Genomic DNA, 18,907 nt, shown 5'->3' with positions numbered 1-18,907 from the left:
CTTTGCGGAAACTGCCATCATGACGCTTCTCACAGCGCTGTCGGGCCGGCCGGCCTCCATCACCCAACCGGGTCAGTACCAGTGGTTGTACCAACACCTGTATGGCGAAACCCCTGGCGCTGAAGAGGTTGCGCGGGAGTTTCTACGCACGCACTTGGCGCAGGTGCGCGACGCGCCCAGTGAGTTGCCGCAGATGCCCGAACGACTGCCGGCCTGGATCGAACAGCGCTGCGCCGACGTGGCCCAGGCCTATGCCGATTACCTGGAGCAACGCCAGCAAGGCCGGCCACGTCGTTATTTTCAGAACAAGGCCCATGCGTTGTATTTCCTGCAGCGTGTGGCGCCGACCAAACAGGTCGACGGTGCCTGGCTCAACGGGTTGCTGCGCTACTGGCAGGACCCGCGCTTCGACGGCCTGCTCACCACTTACCTGGAAGAGTTGGGTGACGGCGAAGCGGCGCAGAACCATGTGGTGATCTACCGCAAATTACTCAGCGAGCATGATGCCGACAGCGACGCCGGCCTGGACGACGATCATTACTTGCAAGGCGCCCTGCAACTGGCGCTGGGCCTGTGCGCCGACGACTTCCTGCCGGAGATCATCGGTTTCAACCTCGGCTATGAGCAGTTGCCGTTGCACCTGCTGATCACCGCGTATGAGTTGAGCGAACTGGGCATCGACCCGTATTACTTCACGCTCCACGTCACTATCGATAATGCCAGCAGCGGCCACGCCTGCAAGGCGGCGCAGTCGGTGTTGAACCTGTTGCCATTGGGCGAGGGCAGGGAGGACTTCTATCGCCGCGTGGCCGAGGGGTATCGCCTGAATGACCTCGGCCGGGGGACCAGCGCCGTTATCCACGACTTCAACCTGAATGACGAAGTGGTCGCCATGCTTGAACGCAAGCGCACGTTCGGCCAGCACATGCATTCGGATTACTGCCGCTTCGAAGGCAAGACCGTCAACCAATGGCTGGCGCGGCCGGGGCAGATCGGCGCCTTTCTCCAGGCCCTGGAAGACAAGGGATGGATCAAGCGCAACCAGGATCCGGCCGAGAGTCGCTTCTGGCAATTGATCGAAGGTGCGGGCGCGGCGATGTTCGGCGTGTTCAGCGGCTATGAGAAACAGCTGCTGCACGACTGGATCGCGGGTGACTGGATCAGCGCTCAACGTGTGGCCCTGGTACGGCCTGGACGTGGCAGCCGTTCCGCGCGCGCGCAGGATCGCCCGTCCGACCCGGACACCCAGGCGCTGGTGGATTCGCTGTGGAACCTGCCCGATGAACAGCAGCTCAATGCGCTGATCCCGTGGCTGTCGGCACGACGTCACTGCACACCTGCCGGGTTGTATGCCACTCGCCGCTTCATCCAATTGCGGGCGCGCCTGCGCTGAGGAAATCACCCATGTCTGCACAACAACTCGCCGACCGCGCCCTGCTGAACCTGGGCCGGGGGTTGAAGGAAAATGGCTACCGCTTCATCACGCCAACGCCCTTGACCCATGAACGGTTTTTCCAGCGCCAGGGAGCGCCGCTGGCGAAGGACCTGCGGGATGTCTTCGGCTGGTCGCTGCCGTTTGACCACGAGCTGTTGCCCGAGGCGTTTCGTGAGGAGCTGCAGCAGGCCGATGTGGTCGAAAAACACGAGGCGCTGTGGCGCAGTGCGGTGCGTTGGTCGAGCCTGGACGACCTGCTGTTTGCCCATTCGGCGTACCCCACCACGCAAGCGGACGCGGTGTTTTTCGGGCCTGACAGCTATCGGTTTGCCCAACTGATCGAAGCCCATATGCAACAGCGCTTCGAGCCGATCAAGCGCGCCGTGGACATCGGCTGCGGCGCCGGCGTAGGTGCATTGGTGGTCGCCCGGGCGCGGCCTGACGCCGAGGTACTGGCGGTGGACATCAACCCGCGCGCCCTGCGCCTCACGGCGGTGAATGCCGAGCTGGCCGGGTTGGCGAATGTCACGGCGTACCACGGCGATGTGCTGGGCAGCGTCGAAGGAACATTCGACCTGATCGTCGCCAACCCGCCCTACATGAATGACGACCGCCAGCGGGCCTACCGGCATGGCGGCGGGGCACTGGGCGAGCAACTGTCGGTGCGCATCGCCGGCGAGGCCGTTGGGCGCCTGGCCCTGGGAGGCAGCCTGGTGCTCTACACCGGCGTGGCGATTGTCGCCGGGGAGGATCCGTTCCTGGCCGCCGTCAAGCCGTTGCTGGGCAGCGATGCCTTTGGGTGGACCTACCGCGAACTCGACCCCGATGTGTTCGGCGAAGAGCTGGAAAAGCCCGGCTATGAGCGTGTGGAGCGGATCGCCGTGGTGGCGCTCACCGTCACCCGTTTGCGCTGACGATTATGTTCAGGCCGCAGCTTGTGGCTGCAGGTGCAACTCGCCGTCCACCTCCTTGACCAACCCACTGGCGAGGAACAGCGGCACCAGGCGCTTGTGCAACTGCGGTTCGACAAATTCCTTCACTGTATCCAACGCCAGCGCGCCACTCGAAGGCAACTCAGCCTTGGTGAAAGACAACCAGGCTTTTTTCAGTGCCATCAACACGTCACTGCCCGCCGTGGAGGCAAAGCGGCGCTGGGTCGGTTTGCCGTCGAAGCTGAAGGTGTGCTGGAACGCGTAACCGGTTTCGTCACCGCCGCTGGCGGTGCAACGAATGCAGGTGCACGGACCGTCGCCGAAAGCGCTGCGCAGGTAGCTGTTGAAGTCCACCACGGGTTTGAGTGACAGGCGCTTATCCACCTCGAACAGGTCCCCGGTCATTTTTTCGTCAGTGTTCAACGTGCAGTTCCTCGCAGTGTGCGGCAGTTTTTCAAAGCGCGGCACAATACCAGCCGCGCGCCGTTTTAGGGTTATTTGCATAACAATAGACCCAGATATTCTTTTGCTGTCTAAAAAACCGCGGCTACGCTCCATCACCTTCTCGAAAACGCGGCAGATTCCCCATGACGTTCAAGCGTTCCTCCCTGATCCTCCTGGCCGCGTCCCTCGCCGCCGCCAGCGCGTTGCTCAGCCCCGGTGCCCAGGCCGAAGGCAAGATCAGCATCGCCCAGCAATTCGGCATCGGCTACCTGATCCTCGATGTGGTGCGCGACCAGCACCTGATCGAAAAACACGGCAAGGCCCAGGGCCTGGACATCCAGGTGGAATGGAACAGCATTTCCGGCGCCACCGCCATGAACGAATCGCTGCTGGCCGGCGCCCTGGATGTGGTGTCCGCCGGTGTACCGCCGATGCTCACCCTGTGGGACCGTACCAAGGGCAAACAGAACGTCAAGGCCATCGCCTCCTTGGGCTCGATGCCCAACTACCTGCTGAGCAACAACCCCAACGTGAAGACCCTCAAGGACTTCAGCGAGAAGGACCGCATCGCCGTGCCTGCCGCCGGGGTAGGTTTCCAGTCGCGCACCTTGCAGATCGAAACCGCCAAGCAGTTCGGCGATGCCCACTACAAGAAGTTCGATGACATCTCCATCAGCCTGGCCCACCCCGACGCCACCGCCGCGTTGATTGCCGGTGGTTCGGAGATCAACGCGCACTTCTCCAGTCCGCCGTTCCAGTACCAGGAACTGTTGAGCCCCAACGTGCACAAGGTGCTCAGTTCCTACGACATCCTCGGCGGTCCGGCGACGTTCAACGTGCTCTACACCACGCAGAAATTCCACGACGAAAACCCCAAGACCTACCAGGCGTTCTACGCCGCGCTGGCCGAAGCCGAGCAGATCATCAAGGCCGACAAGCCCGCAGCGGCCAAGGCGTATATCCGTGTAGAACAGTCAAAGCTGCCGTTGGACCTGGTGGAAAAAATCGTCCAGGACCCGGAAATCGACTTCACCATCGTGCCGCAGCGTACCTTCATCTACGCCGAGAAACTGCAGGAATTGGGCGTACTGAAAAACAAGGCGGCGAGCTGGAAGGAGTACTTCTTTGAAGAGGCCCATGGCGGTAACGGCAGCTGACCTGTAAACCGCCCCTCCACATTTGGATCTCCACAATGCCTATACCGCATTCAAGCTGCGCTTGATCCAGTCATACAAGTCATTCCCCTCGCTCGACAACTCACTGTTGGCTCGCCGGCACAGGTAGTACTGGCGGCCATCATTGACCTCCAGATCAAACAGCTTCACCAGCTCGCCACTGGCCACATGGGGCGCTACCAGCGGCGCGCGCAGCAACGCGCAGCCCAGGCCGGTGAGGGTGGCGGTGAGTGCCAGTTGGCCGTCTTCCAGCAGCAAGCCATTCAGCGCCGTGGTATCGACCTCGGCGGCCTCGAACCATTGGCCCCAGGTGCCGCGTTCTTCATCATGCAGCAACGGCAGTTCGCTCAAGGCCTGGGGCGTGTAGATGGGGCCGTGTTGGGCGAGAAAGCTGCGGCTGCAATAGGGGGTCACCGCGCCGGAGATCAGCGGTTCGCTGTGATAGCCCGGCCAGTGCCCGGTGCCGAAGCGAATCGACAGGTCGGCGGCATCGCTGGGGTAGCTGCGGTGGTTGGCGTAGGTCACGTTGATGTCCAGCGCCGGGTGGTCTTTGAGGAAGTTCTCCAGGCGCGGGATAAACAGGTTGATGCCAAACAGCGGGATCAGGCTGATGGTCACCTGGCGGGTGGCGCTTTTCTCGCGCACATGTTCGGTGGCGCTGCGCAGCACGGCAAAGGCCGAGCGGATGGCACGGTAATACTCGCGCCCTTCATCGGTGAGCACCAGGTTGCGGCCCTGGCGCAGGGTCAGTGGCTGCTGCAGGAAGTCTTCCAGCAGGTGCAGTTGATGGCTGATGGCAGAGGCGGAAACGTCCAGCTCGCGCGCGGCGGCATTCACCCCGCCATGGCGCGCAAACGCTTCGAACGTCCGCACGGCACGCAGGGGAGGGTCATTGGCTAACTGTTCTGATTTATTCATGTATTGAATTAAATACCAAGTTTTAGTCCAAATAAAGAGCCATAAATGCCGTATTTACGGCATAAATAGCCTGTTATTGCTTCGGCATAACCCTATAACTTTCTGATATTTGATAAAAACAGAATAGATGCTTAGTGTGCCGCCCTTGTACGCACTGAGGTCGACGGTCTTCATGGATGGTTTTATCCAACAACTGCTCAACGGCTTGATGACGGGCAGTCTCTACGCGCTGGTGGCCCTGGGGTACACCATGGTCTACGGCATCCTGCGCATCATCAACTTCGCCCACGGCGATGTGCTGATGATCGGTGCGCTCGTGGGCTTGTCGATGATTCGCCTGTTGCAGGCGACCTGGCCGGCGTTGCAACCGCTGCTGGTGTTGCTGACGGCCACCTTGGTCGCCATGGCATTTTGTGCGGTGCTGGCGGTGGTGATCGAGCGCGTCGCTTATCGCCGGCTGCGTCACGCGCCGCGCCTGGCGCCGTTGATCAGCGGCATCGGGGTGTCGCTGCTTTTGCAAACCATTGCGATGCTGGTCTGGACCCGTAACCCGCAAATGTTCCCGCAACTGCTGCCGCTGGAACCCATCGAAGTACTGCCCGGGGTCTCCGCGCACCCGGCTGTCACCAACGCCACGGCCCTCACCACCATCGCCATTGCGCTATCAGTGATGGTCGCGCTGCTGGTGCTGGTCGAGCGCACGCGCTTTGGCCGGGCCATGCGTGCCGTGGCGGAAAACCCCCAGGTCGCGAGCCTGATGGGCATCAACCCGAATCGGGTCATCGTGCTCACCTTCGCCATCGGCGGCGCCCTGGCGGCATTGGCCGGGGTAATGATGGCCAGCAACTACGGCAGCGCGCATTTCTACATGGGCTTTCTGCCGGGGATCAAAGCCTTCACCGCCGCGGTGCTGGGCGGTATCGGCAACCTCAAGGGCGCCATGCTCGGCGGCCTGTTGCTGGGGCTGATCGAAGCCCTGGGCACCGGCTACCTGGGCGCCGCCACCAACGGGGTGTTCGGCAGCAATTATCAGGATGTGTTTGCCTTTATCGTGCTGATCGCGGTGCTGGTGTTCCGTCCTTCGGGGCTGTTGGGCGAACGTCTGGCGATCCGCGCATGATCAACCCACTCACTGCCAATCAACGCGCCAGCCTTGGCCTGCTGCTGTTTGCCGTGGCCCTGGTGCTGGCACCGTGGATCGTCGGCCACGCCGGTGGCAACACCTGGGTGCGGACCCTGGATTTTGCCCTGCTGTACATCATGCTCGCCCTTGGCCTGAACATTGTGGTCGGTTATGCAGGGCTGCTGGACATGGGTTTCATCGCGTTCTACGCGGTGGGCGCCTACCTGGCCGCGTTGCTGTCGTCGCCCCATTTGCTGCAACAGTTTCCAGCCTTGGCGGCGTTGCTGCCGGCGGGCATGCACACCTCGATCTGGTTGATCCTGCCCCTGGGCGCCTTGCTCGCGGCGGGGTGCGGCGTGGTGTTGGGTGCGCCGACCTTGCGCCTGCGCGGCGACTACCTGGCCATCGTCACCCTGGGCTTTGGCGAGATCATCCGTATCCTGCTGCGCAACCTCGACCGCCCGGTGAATATCACCAATGGCCCCAAAGGCATCGCCCAGGTCGATCCGGTGAACCTGCTCGGCGTGAACCTGGGCCGTACCCAGGAACTGTTCGGCCTGCGCCTGCCGTCGGTGTACCTCTATTACTACCTGTTCGCCGCGCTGGTGGTGCTGATTCTGTTTGCCTGCATTCGCCTGGAGCGCTCGCGCATCGGCCGTGCCTGGGTGGCGATCCGCGAGGACGAAGAAGCGGCCGAGGCCATGGGCGTGAACACCGTGCGCCTCAAGTTGCTGGCGTTTGCAATAGGCGCCGCGTTCGGCGGGGTGAGCGGCGCGCTGTTCGCCTCGTTCCAGGGCTTTGTCTCGCCGGAATCGTTCACCCTCAACGAGTCCATTGCAGTGCTGGCGATGGTGGTGCTCGGCGGCATGGGCCATATCCCGGGGGTGATCCTCGGTTGCGTACTGCTGGCGGCGTTGCCTGAAGCGTTGCGCGCGAGCATGGGCCCGTTGCAGCAGGCGTTGTTCGGCCAAGTGCTGGTGGACCCGGAAATCATCCGCCAACTGTTCTACGGCCTCGCGTTGATCCTGGCGATGCTCTATCGACCCGCCGGGCTGTGGCCCAAAGGAGTGGCACGATGAACGCACCTCTGTTGCAGATTGACCGGGTCAACAAACACTTCGGGGGCGTGGCGGCGTTGACCGATGTGAGCCTGAGTATCCAGGCCGGCGAAATCTACGGGCTGATCGGCCCCAACGGCGCGGGCAAGACCACCTTCTTCAATGTCATGACCGGCCTCTATACCCCGGATTCCGGGCGCTTCCAGCTCGATGGCCGGGAGTACCGGCCGACCAGCGTGCATCAGGTGGCCGAAGCCGGCATTGCCCGCACGTTTCAGAATATCCGCTTGTTCAATGCCATGAGCGCCCTGGAAAACGTCATGGTCGGGCGCCATGTGCGCACCCGCAATGGCCTGTGGGCTGCCTTGAGCAGGCATCGCCGTGCTCGCGACGAGGAAGCCCAAACCCGTGCCCACGCCCATCGCCTGCTGGCGTATGTAGGGCTGGCGGGGTTCGCCCATTATCGCGCCGACAGCTTGAGCTACGGCCATCAGCGTCGCTTGGAAATCGCCCGCGCATTGGCCACCGAACCGCGCCTGCTGGCCCTGGATGAGCCGGCGGCGGGTATGAATGCTAGTGAAAAAGTGCAGTTGCGCGGCCTGCTGGAAAAGATCCGCGACGACGGCCATACCCTGCTGTTGATCGAGCACGACGTGAAGCTGGTGATGGGCGTATGCGACCGCATCAGCGTGCTCGATTACGGCCAAGTCATCGCCGTAGGGCCGCCCGTCGAAATGCGCCAGCACCCGGCAGTGGTCCAGGCCTACCTGGGAGCCAGTGCCCATGTCTGAAGCCTTGTTGAACGTCGACGGTTTGCAGGTGCGCTACGGCGCCATCGAGGCGGTCAAATCCCTGGATTTGCACATTGCCGAGGGTGAGCGCGTCACGCTGATCGGTGCCAACGGTGCGGGCAAGACCTCCAGCCTCAAGGCGCTGATGGGTCTGCTGCCGGCCAGTCAGGGTGCAATCCGCTTTGCCGGGCGCTCGATCCTCGGCCAGGCGCCGGACCAGTTGCTGCGCCAGGGCATCGCCATGGTCCCGGAAGGGCGCGGAATTTTTGCGCGCATGAGCGTGCTGGAGAACCTTCAGTCCGGTGCGTTTTTGCGCCGTGACAACGAGCAGGTGCAGCGCGAAATGCGCCAGCTGTTCGAACACTTTCCGCGCCTGGAAGAGCGCCTGCAGCAGTCCGCCGGCCTGCTCTCGGGCGGTGAGCAACAGATGCTCGCCCTGGCCCGTGCGCTGCTGTCACGCCCGCGTTTGCTGATCCTCGATGAGCCGTCCATGGGCCTGGCGCCGATCATGGTGGAAAAAATCTTCCAGGTGATCGACGACGTGTGTCGCCAGGGCATGACCCTGCTGTTGGTGGAACAGAACGCACGGCTGGCCCTGCAAGTGACCGACCGCGCCTATGTGATGGACACCGGCCGCATCAGCCTCAGCGGGCCCTCCGCAGATTTGCTTGAACACCCCGAGGTGCGCAGCGCCTACCTCGGTGAATAACGGCTCGATGAAAAAACACCCATGACGCTACCGGACGCCCGGCGTGTTCCGACCCGCCCGAAAAGAAACAGGAACGACTGATGAAGACTTTCAACAAAACCGCACTGATTGGCCTGGCCCTGAGCAGCCTGGCGAGCGCCATGGCCCAGGCCGACCAGACCGTGCTGATCGGCCTGGCCGGTCCCTTGACCGGGCCCTCGGCCCGGATTGGTAAAGACCTGGAAAACGGTGCGCAACTGGCCATCGACCAGGCTAACGCCAAGCACCCGACAATCAATGGTGAGGTGGTGACCTTCAAGCTGGTGTCCGAAGACGACCAGTCCGACCCGCGCACCGCCGTGACCGTTGCCCAACGCCTGGCGGATGAGGGCGTGGTCGGCGTGGTCGGCCACTGGAACACCGGCACCAGCATCCCGGCGGCGCGGGTCTACCACGATGCCGGCATCGCCCAGGTTGCGCCGGTCGCTACCGGGCATGCCTACACCCAGCAGGGCTTCGACACCAGCTTTCGCATCATGGGCCACGACGACGATGGCGGCCAGGTGGCCGGCCGCTATGCGTTGAACACCTTGAAAGCCCAGCGTATTGCCGTGATCGACGACCGCACCGCATTCGGCCAGGGGCTGGCGGACCAGTTCGTCAAATCCATCGAGGCCGGTGGTGCCAAGGTGGTTGCCCGCGAATACGTGGACGACAAGACCATCGACTTCAGTGCCGTGTTGACCAATATTCGTAGCCAGAACCCTGACCTGATCTTCTTCGGCGGCGTCGACGCCCAGGCTGCACCGCTGGCCCGGCGTATCAAGCAGTTGGGGATCAAGGCACCGCTGATGGGCGCCGGTGGGTTTGTCAGCCAGACTTTCCTGCAGCTGGCGCAGAACGAAGGCGAGGGCGTGATTGCCTTGGAGCCGGGCCTGGCGATTGCGCAGATGCCGGGTGGCAAGGCGTTCGAACAGGCCTATAAAGAACGCTACAAAACCGCGATCGAACTGCATGCACCGTTTGCCTATGACGGCGTTGGTGTGTTGGTGGCGGCCATCGAGAAAGCCGGATCCACCGACCCACAGAAGTACCTGCCGGTGCTGCGCGCCATCAGCTATCCGGGCGTGACTGGCACGATTGCGTTCGATGCCGAGGGCAACTTGAAGCAACCGTCGTTCACCGTTTACCAGGTCAAGGCCAATCAATGGCAGCCGGTGAGTGTGGCGGGCGGCCAATAAACCCACCCCCTCTGCAGGTGCGAGCTGGCTCGCTCCTGCAAGGGTCAATGGAGAGATGCGATGAGCAAACTGGAAGGTGAACTGGGCATCCTTGCCCGGCGCCGGATCGAGGCGGAAATCATCAAGCCCATCTACGAGATCCTCAAGCGCGAGCAGGGCAAGGACTTTGCCGCCGCCGTGATCGGCGAAGCCGTGGGCAATGCGGCGATCCAGGCCGGCAAGCATTTTGCCGCACTGGAAGAGCAGGGCGCCGACCTCAAGAGCTTTGTGGAGTTGCAAGTGCTGTGGGAGAAGGATGACGCGCTCAAGGTCGAGATCATCGCCAGCGATGCCGAGCACTATGACTACGACGTCAAGCGCTGCCGCTACGCCGAGATGTACCACGAGATGGGCCTGGGCGAGATCGGCCACTTGCTGTCGTGCAACCGCGACGAGCTGTTTATCGTCGGCTACAACCCGAACATCGAACTGACCCGCACCCAGACCATCATGGGCGGCGCGCACCACTGCGACTTCCGTTATCGGGCCAAACCCCATGAGTAACCTGGCACGGGTCAACGGCGAACGACTGTGGGCTTCGTTGATGGAGATGGCGCAGATCGGTGCCACCGAAAAGGGCGGTGTGTCGCGCCTGGCATTGACCGACGAGGACCGGCGTGGCCGCGATCTGTTCGTGCACTGGTGCACTGCGGCCGGTTGCACGGTACGGGTGGACGCCATGGGCAATATATTTGCGCGTCGCGCCGGGCGCCATGACCACCTGGCGCCGGTGATGACCGGCTCCCACGGCGATTCCCAACCCTTCGGCGGCAAGTACGACGGCATCTATGGCGTACTCGCCGGAGTGGAAGTGCTGCGCACCCTGAACGACCTGGGGATTGAAACCGACCGGCCCATCGAAGTGGTCAACTGGACCAACGAAGAGGGCTCGCGCTTTGCCCCGGCGATGATTTCCTCCGGCGTCTACGCTGGCGTGTTCGACCTGGAATACGGGTTGTCCCGTGTGGACAAGGCCGGCGTGACCATCGGCCAGGCCTTGCAGCAGATCGGCTATGCCGGCCCCCACCCGGTGGGTGGCCAGGCGGTGCATGCCGCCTTTGAACTGCATATCGAACAAGGCCCGATCCTCGAAGCCCAGGGCATCACCATTGGCGTGGTCACCGGTGCCCAGGGCCAGCGTTGGTACGAAGTCGAATTGAGCGGGCGCAGCGCCCATGCCGGCACCACCCCGATGGACCATCGCCTGGATGCGCTGCTCGGTTTTGCCCGTGTGGTCGAGGCCGTGAATGGGCTGGGCCTGGAGCAGGGCGCGGAAGGACGGGCCACGGTGGGCATGGCGAATATCTTTCCCAACTCGCGCAACGTGGTGCCGGGACGGGTGTTTTTCAGCGTGGAATTCCGGCACCCGGACGAGGCCGTGCTGGCACGCCAGGACCAGCAATTGCGCGACGCCGTGGCGCACATCGCCGAAGGCATCGGCTTGCAGCACAGCGTGAAGCAGATCTTCCAGTACGCACCGATTGCCTTCGACAGCGATTGTGTAGAGGTGGTACGCGCGTCCGCCGAGGCGTTGGGCTACAGCCATCGGCCGATGATTTCCGGCGCCGGGCACGACGCCTGCTACCTGAACCAGGTGGCGCCGACCGCGATGATCTTCGTACCGTGCGTGGACGGGCTGAGCCATAACGAAGCGGAGGAGATCTCCCCCGAGTGGTCGACGGCGGGTGCGGATGTGTTGCTCCAGGCCATCCTGGCCAAGGCCGGGATCTAACGGTACATACAGGTCTGATGTGGGGGGGCAAACTCCCTCTAGACGCGCTACGTCGAAGAGGTAGGGGGGCCTCCCCACAGTGATTCTTCATCGTCGGTGAGGTCAGCGGAAGAACTCACCGGGCGTGGCATCGAACTGCTGTCGAAACGCGCTGATGAACGCCGACGTCGACTCATACCCACAGTTCAACGCCACATCCGTCACCCGCTCGCCTTGCTCCAGGGCGGGCAGGGCGCTCAATAACCTTAAACGCTGGCGCCAGGCCCGAAATGTCAGGCCGGTGTCCTTCAAAAACAGGCGGCTCAGCGTCTTTTCGCTGACCCCCAGTTTCTCGCTCCAGTGTCCCAGGGTAGTTTGCTGTTCCGGGCGCAGGCTCAAGCTGCGGTAGATCTGTCGCAACCTTGGGTCATGGGGCAATGGCAGCATCAAGTCGACCTTGGGCGCTGCGGCGAGTTGGTCGAGCACTACCTGGACCAGGCGCCCATCCGGCCCGTCCTCGGCATATTCCACCGGCAACTCGCTGAAGCTGCGGATCAACTCGCGCAGCAGGCTGCTCACCTCCAGAACCTGGCAGCGTTCGGCGGCCCAAGTGGTGACGCTGCAATCGAGGTACAGGCTGCGCATCTCGGTGTGGGGCGAGCTGTACACCCGATGCGGCATGCCCGCGGGGATCCACACCGCCCGCTGGGGCGGCGCGACGAAGCGGCCGGCGCTGGTCTGGATCTCCAGCACCCCGGAAATGGCGTAGGACAATTGCACCCACGGGTGGCTGTGCCGGCGGGTCAGGGCGCGGTTGGGCAGCGATTCGGTGCGCCCATACACCGGCCGTGGCAGGCTGGAAAGCCCAGGCACACTGCGGCGTACGGTGTTGGCATGTCCTTTAGGCGGCATTTACTGGCTCATTGGCGTTAGTCGGTAACAAGGCGTTACGTTAGAGTCGCCATGACGCTCTTGGCAACCCCCGGAAGATTCGCTTATGACTCGCCCCCGTTTTCTGCCCGACAACTTCACCCTGACCTTGATCGCCACGGTGATCCTCGCCTCCCTGCTGCCCGCCAGCGGCCAGACCGCCGTGGCCTTCGGCTGGGTCACCAACCTGGCCATCGCGCTGCTGTTTTTCCTGCACGGCGCCAAGCTGTCGCGCCAGGCCATCGTCGCCGGCGCGGGCCATTGGCGCCTGCACCTGCTGGTGTTCAGCCTGACTTTTGTACTGTTCCCGCTGCTGGGCCTGGCGCTCAAACCGGTGTTGTCGCCGCTGATCGGCAAAGACCTGTACATGGGCATGCTTTATCTCTGCGCCTTGCCGGCCACGGTGCAGTCGGCGATTGCCTTTACTTCGCTGGCGCGGGGCAATATCCCGGCGGCGATCTGCAGCGCGGCGGCCTCCAGCCTGTTCGGCATCTTCCTCACGCCGTTGCTGGTGACGCTGTTGCTCAATGTGCACGGCGAGGGCAGCTCCACCGTCGATGCGATCCTGAAAATCAGCGTGCAACTGCTGCTGCCGTTTATCGCCGGGCAGATCGCCCGCCGCTGGATCGGCGCATGGGTGGGGCGCAATAAAGCCTGGCTGAAGTTCGTCGACCAGGGTTCGATCCTGCTGGTGGTGTACGGCGCGTTCAGCGAAGCGGTCAACGAAGGCATCTGGCACCAGATCCCGCTGTGGGAACTGGGCGGCCTGGTGGTGGCCTGCTGCGTGTTGCTGGCCTTGGTGCTGGTGGCGTCCACCCTGTTGGGCAAGGCTTTTGGCTTTAATCAGGAAGATCGCATCACCATCCTGTTCTGCGGCTCGAAGAAAAGCCTGGCCACGGGTGTGCCGATGGCCCAGGTGCTGTTCGCCGGGGCGAGCATGGGCGTGCTGATTTTGCCGTTGATGCTGTTTCACCAGATCCAGTTGATGGTCTGTGCGGCGTTGGCGCAGCGTTATGCCAAGCGGCCGGAGTCCATTCCGGAACTGATGGCACAGGTGGATCCTTGAAGGTCCGTGTTACTATTTTTCCGCGCTGCTCAAGGGCCGGCATTGGGCCGCCTTGACCCGCGCGGAAACCGAGTACGACGACCTGTAAATGAGCATTTCAGCCGCAACCCCCCAAGCCAACTGGCAACCGGTCATCGCCCTCGCGTTGGCCGCCTTTGTGTTCAACACCACCGAATTCGTCCCCGTCGGCCTGCTCAGCGCCATTGGCGCCAGCTTCGACATGCCGGTTTCCAGCGTCGGCCTGATGCTCACCATCTATGCCTGGATCGTGTCCCTGACCTCGCTGCCGGTGATGCTGCTGACGCGTAACGTCGAGCGACGCAAGCTGCTGATCGTGCTGTTCTGCCTGTTTATCGCCAGCCATATCCTTTCCAGCGTGGCCACCAGTTTCGGCCTGTTGATGGTCAGCCGCGTCGGCATTGCCTTGTCCCATGCGCTGTTCTGGTCGATCACCGCCTCCCTGGCGGTACGCCTGGCGCCGGAAGGCAAGCAGGTGCAAGCCCTCGGCCTGCTCGCCACCGGCACGTCCCTGGCGATGGTGCTGGGCATCCCCCTGGGGCGTCTGCTTGGCGAAGCCATGGGCTGGCGCACCACGTTCCTGGTGATCGGCGCGTTCGCCGCCGCCCTGGTGTTCTGGCTGGCGCGCACCTTGCCCTTGCTGCCGAGCCAGAACTCCGGCTCCCTGCGCAGCCTGCCACTGCTGTTCAAGCGTCCGGCGCTGGTGGCGTTGTATGTGCTCACGGCGATGACCGTGACCGCGCAATTCACCGCCTACAGCTATATCGAACCCTTCGTCGAAGGCGTGGCCGGCATGAGCGGCAGCGCGGTGACCCTGATCCTGCTGGTGTTCGGCGGCGCGGGCATCATCGGCTCGCTGCTGTTCAGCCTGGTGCACCGCCTCAACCCCCACCTGTTCGTGGTCGGTGCGGTGTTTATCCTGGCCGCGTGCCTGGCGCTGATGCTGCCCTTGAGCGGCGCCGAGTCGTACCTGGTGATCCTCAGTGTGTTCTGGGGCATGGCGATCATGGGCTTCGGCCTGGCCATGCAGTCCAAGGTGCTGGTGCTGGCCCCGGACGCCACCGACGTGGCCATGGCGATGTTCTCCGGTATCTACAACATCGGCATTGGCGGTGGCGCCCTGATGGGCAGTTGGGTCGGCAGCCACTTCGGCTTCGCCTGGGTCGGCGTGGCGGGCGGGTTGCTGGCGGCGCTGGCGTTGATCGGGTATTGCCTGGCGATTCGCAAGTTTGGGACCGGAGTGGTGCAGGACTGACGTGCGAAGCGCCGCAGATTAAATAGAACCAGACAAGTCTTACAGGGCCCCTCAATGCCCATTGCTACCGTCGCCCAGGACCGCCCACAGCCTGTGGTGACGGCGCTTGAACAGCAATGGAGTCGACTGTGCAAAAACGTTTGACCGCAGAGTTTCTGGGTACCTTCTGGCTGACCTTCGGGGGATGTGGCAGTGCCATTCTGGCGGCCGCATTTCCTGGTTTGGGCATTGGTTTCGCAGGGGTTTCCCTGGCATTCGGGCTCACCGTACTGACCATGGCCTATGCCGTGGGGGGGATCTCCGGAGGGCATTTCAATCCGGCCGTCACCATCGGCCTGTGGGTAGGGCGCCGTATGTGCGGTGGGGATGTGTTGCCCTACATCGCGGCGCAGGTCATTGGTGCGCTGGCTGCGGCTGCGGCGCTGTACGTGATTGCCAACGGCCAGCCCGGTTTCGACATGGGGGGCTTTGCCGCCAACGGCTACGGCGAACTGAGTCCGGGCCTGTTCGATATGAAGGCGGCGTTGCTGGCTGAAGTCATCGCCACGTTCTTCTTTGTGCTGATCATCATGCGCGTCACCGCACCAGGCGCGGCCGCCGGCTTTGCGCCGATTGCCATCGGCCTGGCACTGACCCTGATTCACCTGATCCTGATCCCGGTGACCAACACCTCGGTCAACCCTGCGCGCAGTACCGGGCCGGCGTTGTTTGCCGGCGGTGAGTACATTGCGCAGTTGTGGTTGTTCTGGCTGGCGCCGATAGTGGGCGGGGTGCTGGGGGCCTGGGCGGCGCGTGGCCTGACGGTGAATGCGCCACAGGGCTGACGTCGGGATCAGGCCACCGGAATCAGCGGGTCAGCCGCCGCCAGGGCGGTGGCCCGTTCGGCGGCTGGCGGGTAGATCCACACCGTGTTGATCTGCTGCTTGAGCTCCTTGGCTTCCTGGCCCACCAGCTTGAGTTGACGATCCCAGCCCTCGGTGTACACCGCGCCCCAGGCCCCGAGGTCGAGGCAGGTGACGTATTTGGGCTGGCTGTAGGTCATCGGGGCCACGCCGATCAGGTCGGCGGCGACGTTATTGCCGGCGTACCGGCCCAGGGCGATGGCGTGCTGGCAGGACATGCCGGCGAAGTGACCGAGGTCGTCGGTGGCGGCGTAGGCCACATCACCGGCGGCAAACACATCGGCCTGGCCCTTCACCTTGAGGTTGCCGTCCACATGCAGGCGGCCCTGGGGGTCATGGGTACCGCTGAACTGTTCGGTCAGCGGGTTGGCGCGAAAGCCGATGGTCCAGATCACGGTGCTGGACTCGATGCGCTGCCCATCGGCCAGGGTCACGCCGCCGGCATCCACCGCGGCCACGGAGGTGTTCAATCGCCATTCGAGGCCCAGGTGTTGGCTGGCTTCGACGATGGACGGGCGAATGCCATCGCCCATGGATGCCCCGATCTGCGGACCGCGGTCCACCACGATCACACGGATAGTGGCGTCGTCACCCAGTGCTGCGCGCAGGCGTGCCGGCATTTCGGTGGCGGTCTCGATCCCGGTAAACCCGCCGCCGGCCACCACCACGGTGTTGCGTGCCGGGCTGTCGGGCAGGTTTTTCAAACCCTTGATATGGGCTTCGAGGCGCGTGGCGTCTTCGATCTGGTCCACATCGAACACGTGCTGGAGACCTTCCATCTGCGGGCGATTGAGACGACTGCCGGCGGCCAGCACCAGGCGGTCGTACTTGAGGGTGGTGGGGATGCCTGCCGCGTTGCGGTAGGTCACCTGCTTGCCGTGTTCATCGATGCGGTCGGCGGCGCCCTCGATGAAGTCCACGCCGACTGCCGCAAGCAAGGGGCCCAGCGGTGCCTGCATGGCATGCACGTCGGCCTCGTAGAAACGTGGACGAATGCGTAGCGCCGGCTGTGGGGCCAGGACGCTGATCTGCACGTCATGGCGATCATGTTTATCCAGCAGGCGCGCGGCGCTCAAGGCGCTCCAGACACCGCCGAACCCGGCGCCGATGATAAGGATGTGCTGCTTCATGGGGATGCTCCAGGGACCAGGTCGATACGATTGCTCAAGGCGCAATGCGTTACCGGCCTACTCTAAGAGCGCCGCGGTTTGGCGGGTAGGACAGAAAACCCTGAATAACTGCCAAGCGGCCTGCCGTCAGCGGGAAAAGCGTGCGCGGTAGTCGCGAGGGGAAATCGCAAGGTGGCGATGGAAGGTGTAGCGCATGCGTTCTTCATCGCCAAAGCCACACAGGTGCGCCACCTGGTCGATGTTGCGCTGGGAGTCTTCCAGCAGGCGCCGTGCCGCCTCTACGCGAAACAACTCGATGGCCTTGGCCGGGGTGCGCCCGGTTTTTTGCTTGTAGACCCGGGCGAAGTTGCGCGGGCTCATGCGGCTTTGTTCCGCCAGGCGCTCCACCGTAAGCTCGCGGTCGCTGAGGTTGTCGGCGATCCACAGGTGCAAGGCGTCGAAACCGGCAGTGTCGTCGGTCTGGGCTTGCAGCAGTTGGCTGAACTGGGCCTGGCCGCCGGGCCTTTTGAGAAACACCACCAGTTCCCGCGCCACTTGCAGGGCGACGTGACGCCCGCAATCGGCCTCTACCAACGCCAGCGCAAGGTCGATGCCGGCACTCACGCCTGCCGACGTCCACACATTGCCTTGCTGGACAAAGATCGCGTCCATGTCCACATCGATGCTGGGGAACCCGCGCTTGAGCATGTCGCACATCGCCCAGTGCGTGGCAGCACGTCGTCCCTGGAGCAAGCCGGCCTGGGCCAGCAGGAAGGTGCCGCTGCACACCGAGGCCGTGCGCCGGGCCCGAGTGGAGGCGTGACGCAGCCAGTCCACCAGGTCGGTGTTGGCGGCCAGCGCCTGTTGAATGGCGGGGGCGCCGGGTACGATCAAGGTGTCCAGGGCGGCGGGGTCAAATTGCGCCAATGGCAGGGTGTCGACGCTCAATCCTTCGGCCGTTGGCATCAAGCCGCCCGCCAGGCTGGCGGTGTGCACCACATAGCCTGGCAGGCCACGCTCGACCATGGCCTTGGTGGCAGCCCAGAACACGGTCTGGGCACCGGTCAGGTCGAGCAGGCCCATTTGCGGGTAGGCCAGGAACACCAAGGTGCGCGACTGGCCGAGCGGCTGGACGGGGTTCATAGCGCCGACAACACCGCCTCGAGTTTTTCCTGGTCCCGTGCAAACTGTCGAATCCCTTCCGCGAGTTTCTCAGTGGCCATCGCATCTTCGTTCGACGCCCAGCGGAACTGCGCTTCGTTCATTGGCTGGCGCGCTTCGCCTTCGGTCACCGGCACCAATTTGCGCGCCAGCGTGCCCTGGTCTTCGTCGAGCTTCTGCAGCAGCTCCGGGCTGATGGTCAGACGATCGCACCCGGCCAGCTGTTCGATCTGGCTGAGGGTGCGGAAGCTTGCGCCCATCACCACGGTGTTGATCTGGTTGGCCTTGTAGTAGTTGTAGATGCGCGTCACCGATTGCACGCCCGGGTCATCAGCGCCGGTGTAGTCCAGGCCGGTGTTCTTGCGGTACCAGTCGTAGATGCGGCCCACGAACGGTGAGATCAGGAACACCCCGGCATCGGCGCAGGCCTGGGCCTGGGCGAACGAGAACAGCAGGGTGAGGTTGGTCTGGATGCCGGCTTTTTCCAGGCGTTCGGCCGTGCGGATGCCTTCCCAGGTGGAGGCGAGCTTGATCAGCACGCGGTCGCGGCTGATACCGGCCTTGTCGTACAGGGCGATCAACTGGTTGGCCTTGACCCACAGCGCGTCTTCATCGAAGGACAGGCGCGCGTCGACTTCGGTGGAAATACGTCCGGGAATGACCTTCAAAATGCCGGCACCCACTGACACCGCGAAGTGGTCGCAGGCCAGGCCGACGTCGCCCTTGGCCAGGTTGACGGCATTGCGCAGCAGCTCGGCGTATTCCGGGATCGCGGCGGCCTTGAGCAGCAGCGATGGGTTGGTGGTGGCGTCCACCGGACGCAGGCGGCTGATGGCTTCCAGGTCGCCGGTGTCGCAGACCACGGTGGTGAATTGCTTGAGTTGTTCGAGCTTGGACGTCATGAGCGGCAA

The 18,907-nt window shown here is 63.4% G+C and carries 19 protein-coding genes; 13 read left to right on the top strand and 6 right to left on the bottom strand.

Going from position 1 to position 18,907, the window contains the following annotated elements:
• Positions 1 to 19 precede the first annotated feature (19 nt).
• Together J3D60_RS09045 and J3D60_RS09040 are read left to right on the top strand one after the other, a co-directional pair.
• Positions 20 to 1,393, top strand: a complete 1,374-nt coding sequence (locus tag J3D60_RS09045; protein ID WP_253491022.1) for an iron-containing redox enzyme family protein — start codon at positions 20 to 22, stop codon at positions 1,391 to 1,393.
• 11 nt (positions 1,394 to 1,404) lie between these two features.
• Positions 1,405 to 2,349 carry a class I SAM-dependent methyltransferase gene (locus J3D60_RS09040; protein WP_065941809.1) on the top strand — a complete coding sequence of 315 codons (945 nt, stop codon included), beginning with the start codon at positions 1,405 to 1,407 and terminating at the stop codon, positions 2,347 to 2,349.
• Between the two features lie 9 nt (positions 2,350 to 2,358).
• Here J3D60_RS09040 and J3D60_RS09035 read toward each other — a convergent pair whose 3' ends face one another.
• Positions 2,359 to 2,790: a hypothetical protein gene (locus J3D60_RS09035; RefSeq protein WP_065941810.1), complete on the bottom strand. Its 432-nt coding sequence runs from the start codon at positions 2,788 to 2,790 to the stop codon at positions 2,359 to 2,361.
• 164 nt (positions 2,791 to 2,954) lie between these two features.
• Between J3D60_RS09035 and J3D60_RS09030 the strand changes: the two genes are divergently transcribed.
• Positions 2,955 to 3,968, top strand: coding sequence for an ABC transporter substrate-binding protein (locus J3D60_RS09030; protein WP_253491020.1), 1,014 nt, complete (start codon positions 2,955 to 2,957; stop codon positions 3,966 to 3,968).
• Positions 3,969 to 4,007: 39 nt separating this feature from the next.
• On the opposite strand, the gene J3D60_RS09025 is transcribed toward J3D60_RS09030, so the two are convergent.
• Positions 4,008 to 4,904: a LysR substrate-binding domain-containing protein gene (locus J3D60_RS09025; protein ID WP_065941812.1), complete on the bottom strand. Its 897-nt coding sequence runs from the start codon at positions 4,902 to 4,904 to the stop codon at positions 4,008 to 4,010.
• A 172-nt stretch (positions 4,905 to 5,076) separates the two neighbouring features.
• Between J3D60_RS09025 and J3D60_RS09020 the strand changes: the two genes are divergently transcribed.
• From J3D60_RS09020 to J3D60_RS08990, 7 genes are all read left to right on the top strand, one after another.
• A complete protein-coding gene (locus J3D60_RS09020) occupies positions 5,077 to 6,024 on the top strand; it encodes a branched-chain amino acid ABC transporter permease (protein ID WP_253491018.1) in 948 nt (315 codons plus the stop codon).
• Positions 6,021 to 7,106, top strand: coding sequence for an ABC transporter ATP-binding protein (locus J3D60_RS09015; protein WP_065941814.1), 1,086 nt, complete (start codon positions 6,021 to 6,023; stop codon positions 7,104 to 7,106). The genes J3D60_RS09020 and J3D60_RS09015 overlap by 4 nt, the downstream gene beginning before the upstream one ends.
• A complete protein-coding gene (locus tag J3D60_RS09010; protein WP_065941815.1) occupies positions 7,103 to 7,876 on the top strand; it encodes an ABC transporter ATP-binding protein in 774 nt (257 codons plus the stop codon). The genes J3D60_RS09015 and J3D60_RS09010 overlap by 4 nt, the downstream gene beginning before the upstream one ends.
• Positions 7,869 to 8,585 carry an ABC transporter ATP-binding protein gene (locus J3D60_RS09005; protein ID WP_065941816.1) on the top strand — a complete coding sequence of 239 codons (717 nt, stop codon included), beginning with the start codon at positions 7,869 to 7,871 and terminating at the stop codon, positions 8,583 to 8,585. The genes J3D60_RS09010 and J3D60_RS09005 overlap by 8 nt, the downstream gene beginning before the upstream one ends.
• Before the next feature lie 80 nt (positions 8,586 to 8,665).
• Positions 8,666 to 9,805, top strand: coding sequence for a branched-chain amino acid ABC transporter substrate-binding protein (locus tag J3D60_RS09000; RefSeq protein ID WP_253491016.1), 1,140 nt, complete (start codon positions 8,666 to 8,668; stop codon positions 9,803 to 9,805).
• Positions 9,806 to 9,865: 60 nt separating this feature from the next.
• Entirely contained in the window at positions 9,866 to 10,348 is a 483-nt protein-coding gene (locus J3D60_RS08995; RefSeq protein WP_027607276.1) for an L-2-amino-thiazoline-4-carboxylic acid hydrolase, read from the top strand.
• Entirely contained in the window at positions 10,341 to 11,576 is a 1,236-nt protein-coding gene (locus J3D60_RS08990) for a Zn-dependent hydrolase (RefSeq protein WP_027607275.1), read from the top strand. The genes J3D60_RS08995 and J3D60_RS08990 overlap by 8 nt, the downstream gene beginning before the upstream one ends.
• A 102-nt stretch (positions 11,577 to 11,678) precedes the next feature.
• On the opposite strand, the gene J3D60_RS08985 is transcribed toward J3D60_RS08990, so the two are convergent.
• A complete protein-coding gene (locus J3D60_RS08985) occupies positions 11,679 to 12,467 on the bottom strand; it encodes a helix-turn-helix transcriptional regulator (protein ID WP_253491013.1) in 789 nt (262 codons plus the stop codon).
• Positions 12,468 to 12,552: 85 nt separating this feature from the next.
• Between J3D60_RS08985 and J3D60_RS08980 the strand changes: the two genes are divergently transcribed.
• From J3D60_RS08980 to aqpZ, 3 genes are all read left to right on the top strand, one after another.
• A complete protein-coding gene (locus J3D60_RS08980) occupies positions 12,553 to 13,551 on the top strand; it encodes a bile acid:sodium symporter family protein (protein ID WP_027607273.1) in 999 nt (332 codons plus the stop codon).
• A gap of 88 nt (positions 13,552 to 13,639) precedes the next feature.
• Positions 13,640 to 14,824 (top strand): sugar transporter, encoded by a 1,185-nt coding sequence (locus tag J3D60_RS08975; protein ID WP_253491011.1) that lies wholly within the window; start codon positions 13,640 to 13,642, stop codon positions 14,822 to 14,824.
• 116 nt (positions 14,825 to 14,940) lie between these two features.
• Positions 14,941 to 15,648: an aquaporin Z gene (gene aqpZ / locus J3D60_RS08970; RefSeq protein ID WP_253491009.1), complete on the top strand. Its 708-nt coding sequence runs from the start codon at positions 14,941 to 14,943 to the stop codon at positions 15,646 to 15,648.
• Positions 15,649 to 15,656: 8 nt separating this feature from the next.
• Here aqpZ and J3D60_RS08965 read toward each other — a convergent pair whose 3' ends face one another.
• The 3 genes from J3D60_RS08965 to tal all read right to left on the bottom strand — a co-directional run bounded on the left by J3D60_RS08965 (position 15,657) and on the right by tal (position 18,898).
• Positions 15,657 to 16,856 carry an NAD(P)/FAD-dependent oxidoreductase gene (locus tag J3D60_RS08965; protein WP_253491007.1) on the bottom strand — a complete coding sequence of 400 codons (1,200 nt, stop codon included), beginning with the start codon at positions 16,854 to 16,856 and terminating at the stop codon, positions 15,657 to 15,659.
• A gap of 126 nt (positions 16,857 to 16,982) precedes the next feature.
• Entirely contained in the window at positions 16,983 to 17,978 is a 996-nt protein-coding gene (locus tag J3D60_RS08960; protein ID WP_065924575.1) for a GlxA family transcriptional regulator, read from the bottom strand.
• On the bottom strand, positions 17,975 to 18,898 hold the full coding sequence (gene tal, locus J3D60_RS08955) for a transaldolase (protein WP_253491005.1): 924 nt from the start codon (positions 18,896 to 18,898) through the stop codon (positions 17,975 to 17,977). Before tal ends, J3D60_RS08960 begins: the two co-directional genes overlap by 4 nt.
• Positions 18,899 to 18,907 lie beyond the last annotated feature (9 nt).

The sequence above is a fragment of the Pseudomonas sp. S3E17 genome (assembly GCF_024168685.1).
Classification (GTDB): domain Bacteria; phylum Pseudomonadota; class Gammaproteobacteria; order Pseudomonadales; family Pseudomonadaceae; genus Aquipseudomonas; species Aquipseudomonas marginalis.
This window is presented reverse-complemented; position numbering and strand designations above follow the sequence as displayed.

Bases quoted from the DNA above. Each gene is read 5' to 3' on its own strand.
- J3D60_RS09025 (WP_065941812.1), bottom strand. From the start codon at position 4,904: ATGAATAAATCAGAACAGTTAGCCAATGACCCTCCCCTGCGTGCCGTG.
- J3D60_RS08960 (WP_065924575.1), bottom strand. From the start codon at position 17,978: ATGAACCCCGTCCAGCCGCTCGGCCAGTCGCGCACCTTGGTGTTCCTG.
- J3D60_RS08965 (WP_253491007.1), bottom strand. From the start codon at position 16,856: ATGAAGCAGCACATCCTTATCATCGGCGCCGGGTTCGGCGGTGTCTGG.
- J3D60_RS08990 (WP_027607275.1), top strand. From the start codon at position 10,341: ATGAGTAACCTGGCACGGGTCAACGGCGAACGACTGTGGGCTTCGTTG.
- J3D60_RS09020 (WP_253491018.1), top strand. From the start codon at position 5,077: ATGGATGGTTTTATCCAACAACTGCTCAACGGCTTGATGACGGGCAGT.
- J3D60_RS09000 (WP_253491016.1), top strand. From the start codon at position 8,666: ATGAAGACTTTCAACAAAACCGCACTGATTGGCCTGGCCCTGAGCAGC.
- J3D60_RS08980 (WP_027607273.1), top strand. From the start codon at position 12,553: ATGACTCGCCCCCGTTTTCTGCCCGACAACTTCACCCTGACCTTGATC.
- J3D60_RS09005 (WP_065941816.1), top strand. From the start codon at position 7,869: ATGTCTGAAGCCTTGTTGAACGTCGACGGTTTGCAGGTGCGCTACGGC.
- J3D60_RS08985 (WP_253491013.1), bottom strand. From the start codon at position 12,467: ATGCCGCCTAAAGGACATGCCAACACCGTACGCCGCAGTGTGCCTGGG.
- J3D60_RS09015 (WP_065941814.1), top strand. From the start codon at position 6,021: ATGATCAACCCACTCACTGCCAATCAACGCGCCAGCCTTGGCCTGCTG.
- J3D60_RS09045 (WP_253491022.1), top strand. From the start codon at position 20: ATGACGCTTCTCACAGCGCTGTCGGGCCGGCCGGCCTCCATCACCCAA.
- tal (WP_253491005.1), bottom strand. From the start codon at position 18,898: ATGACGTCCAAGCTCGAACAACTCAAGCAATTCACCACCGTGGTCTGC.
- J3D60_RS08975 (WP_253491011.1), top strand. From the start codon at position 13,640: ATGAGCATTTCAGCCGCAACCCCCCAAGCCAACTGGCAACCGGTCATC.
- J3D60_RS08995 (WP_027607276.1), top strand. From the start codon at position 9,866: ATGAGCAAACTGGAAGGTGAACTGGGCATCCTTGCCCGGCGCCGGATC.
- J3D60_RS09010 (WP_065941815.1), top strand. From the start codon at position 7,103: ATGAACGCACCTCTGTTGCAGATTGACCGGGTCAACAAACACTTCGGG.
- aqpZ (WP_253491009.1), top strand. From the start codon at position 14,941: ATGGAGTCGACTGTGCAAAAACGTTTGACCGCAGAGTTTCTGGGTACC.
- J3D60_RS09040 (WP_065941809.1), top strand. From the start codon at position 1,405: ATGTCTGCACAACAACTCGCCGACCGCGCCCTGCTGAACCTGGGCCGG.
- J3D60_RS09030 (WP_253491020.1), top strand. From the start codon at position 2,955: ATGACGTTCAAGCGTTCCTCCCTGATCCTCCTGGCCGCGTCCCTCGCC.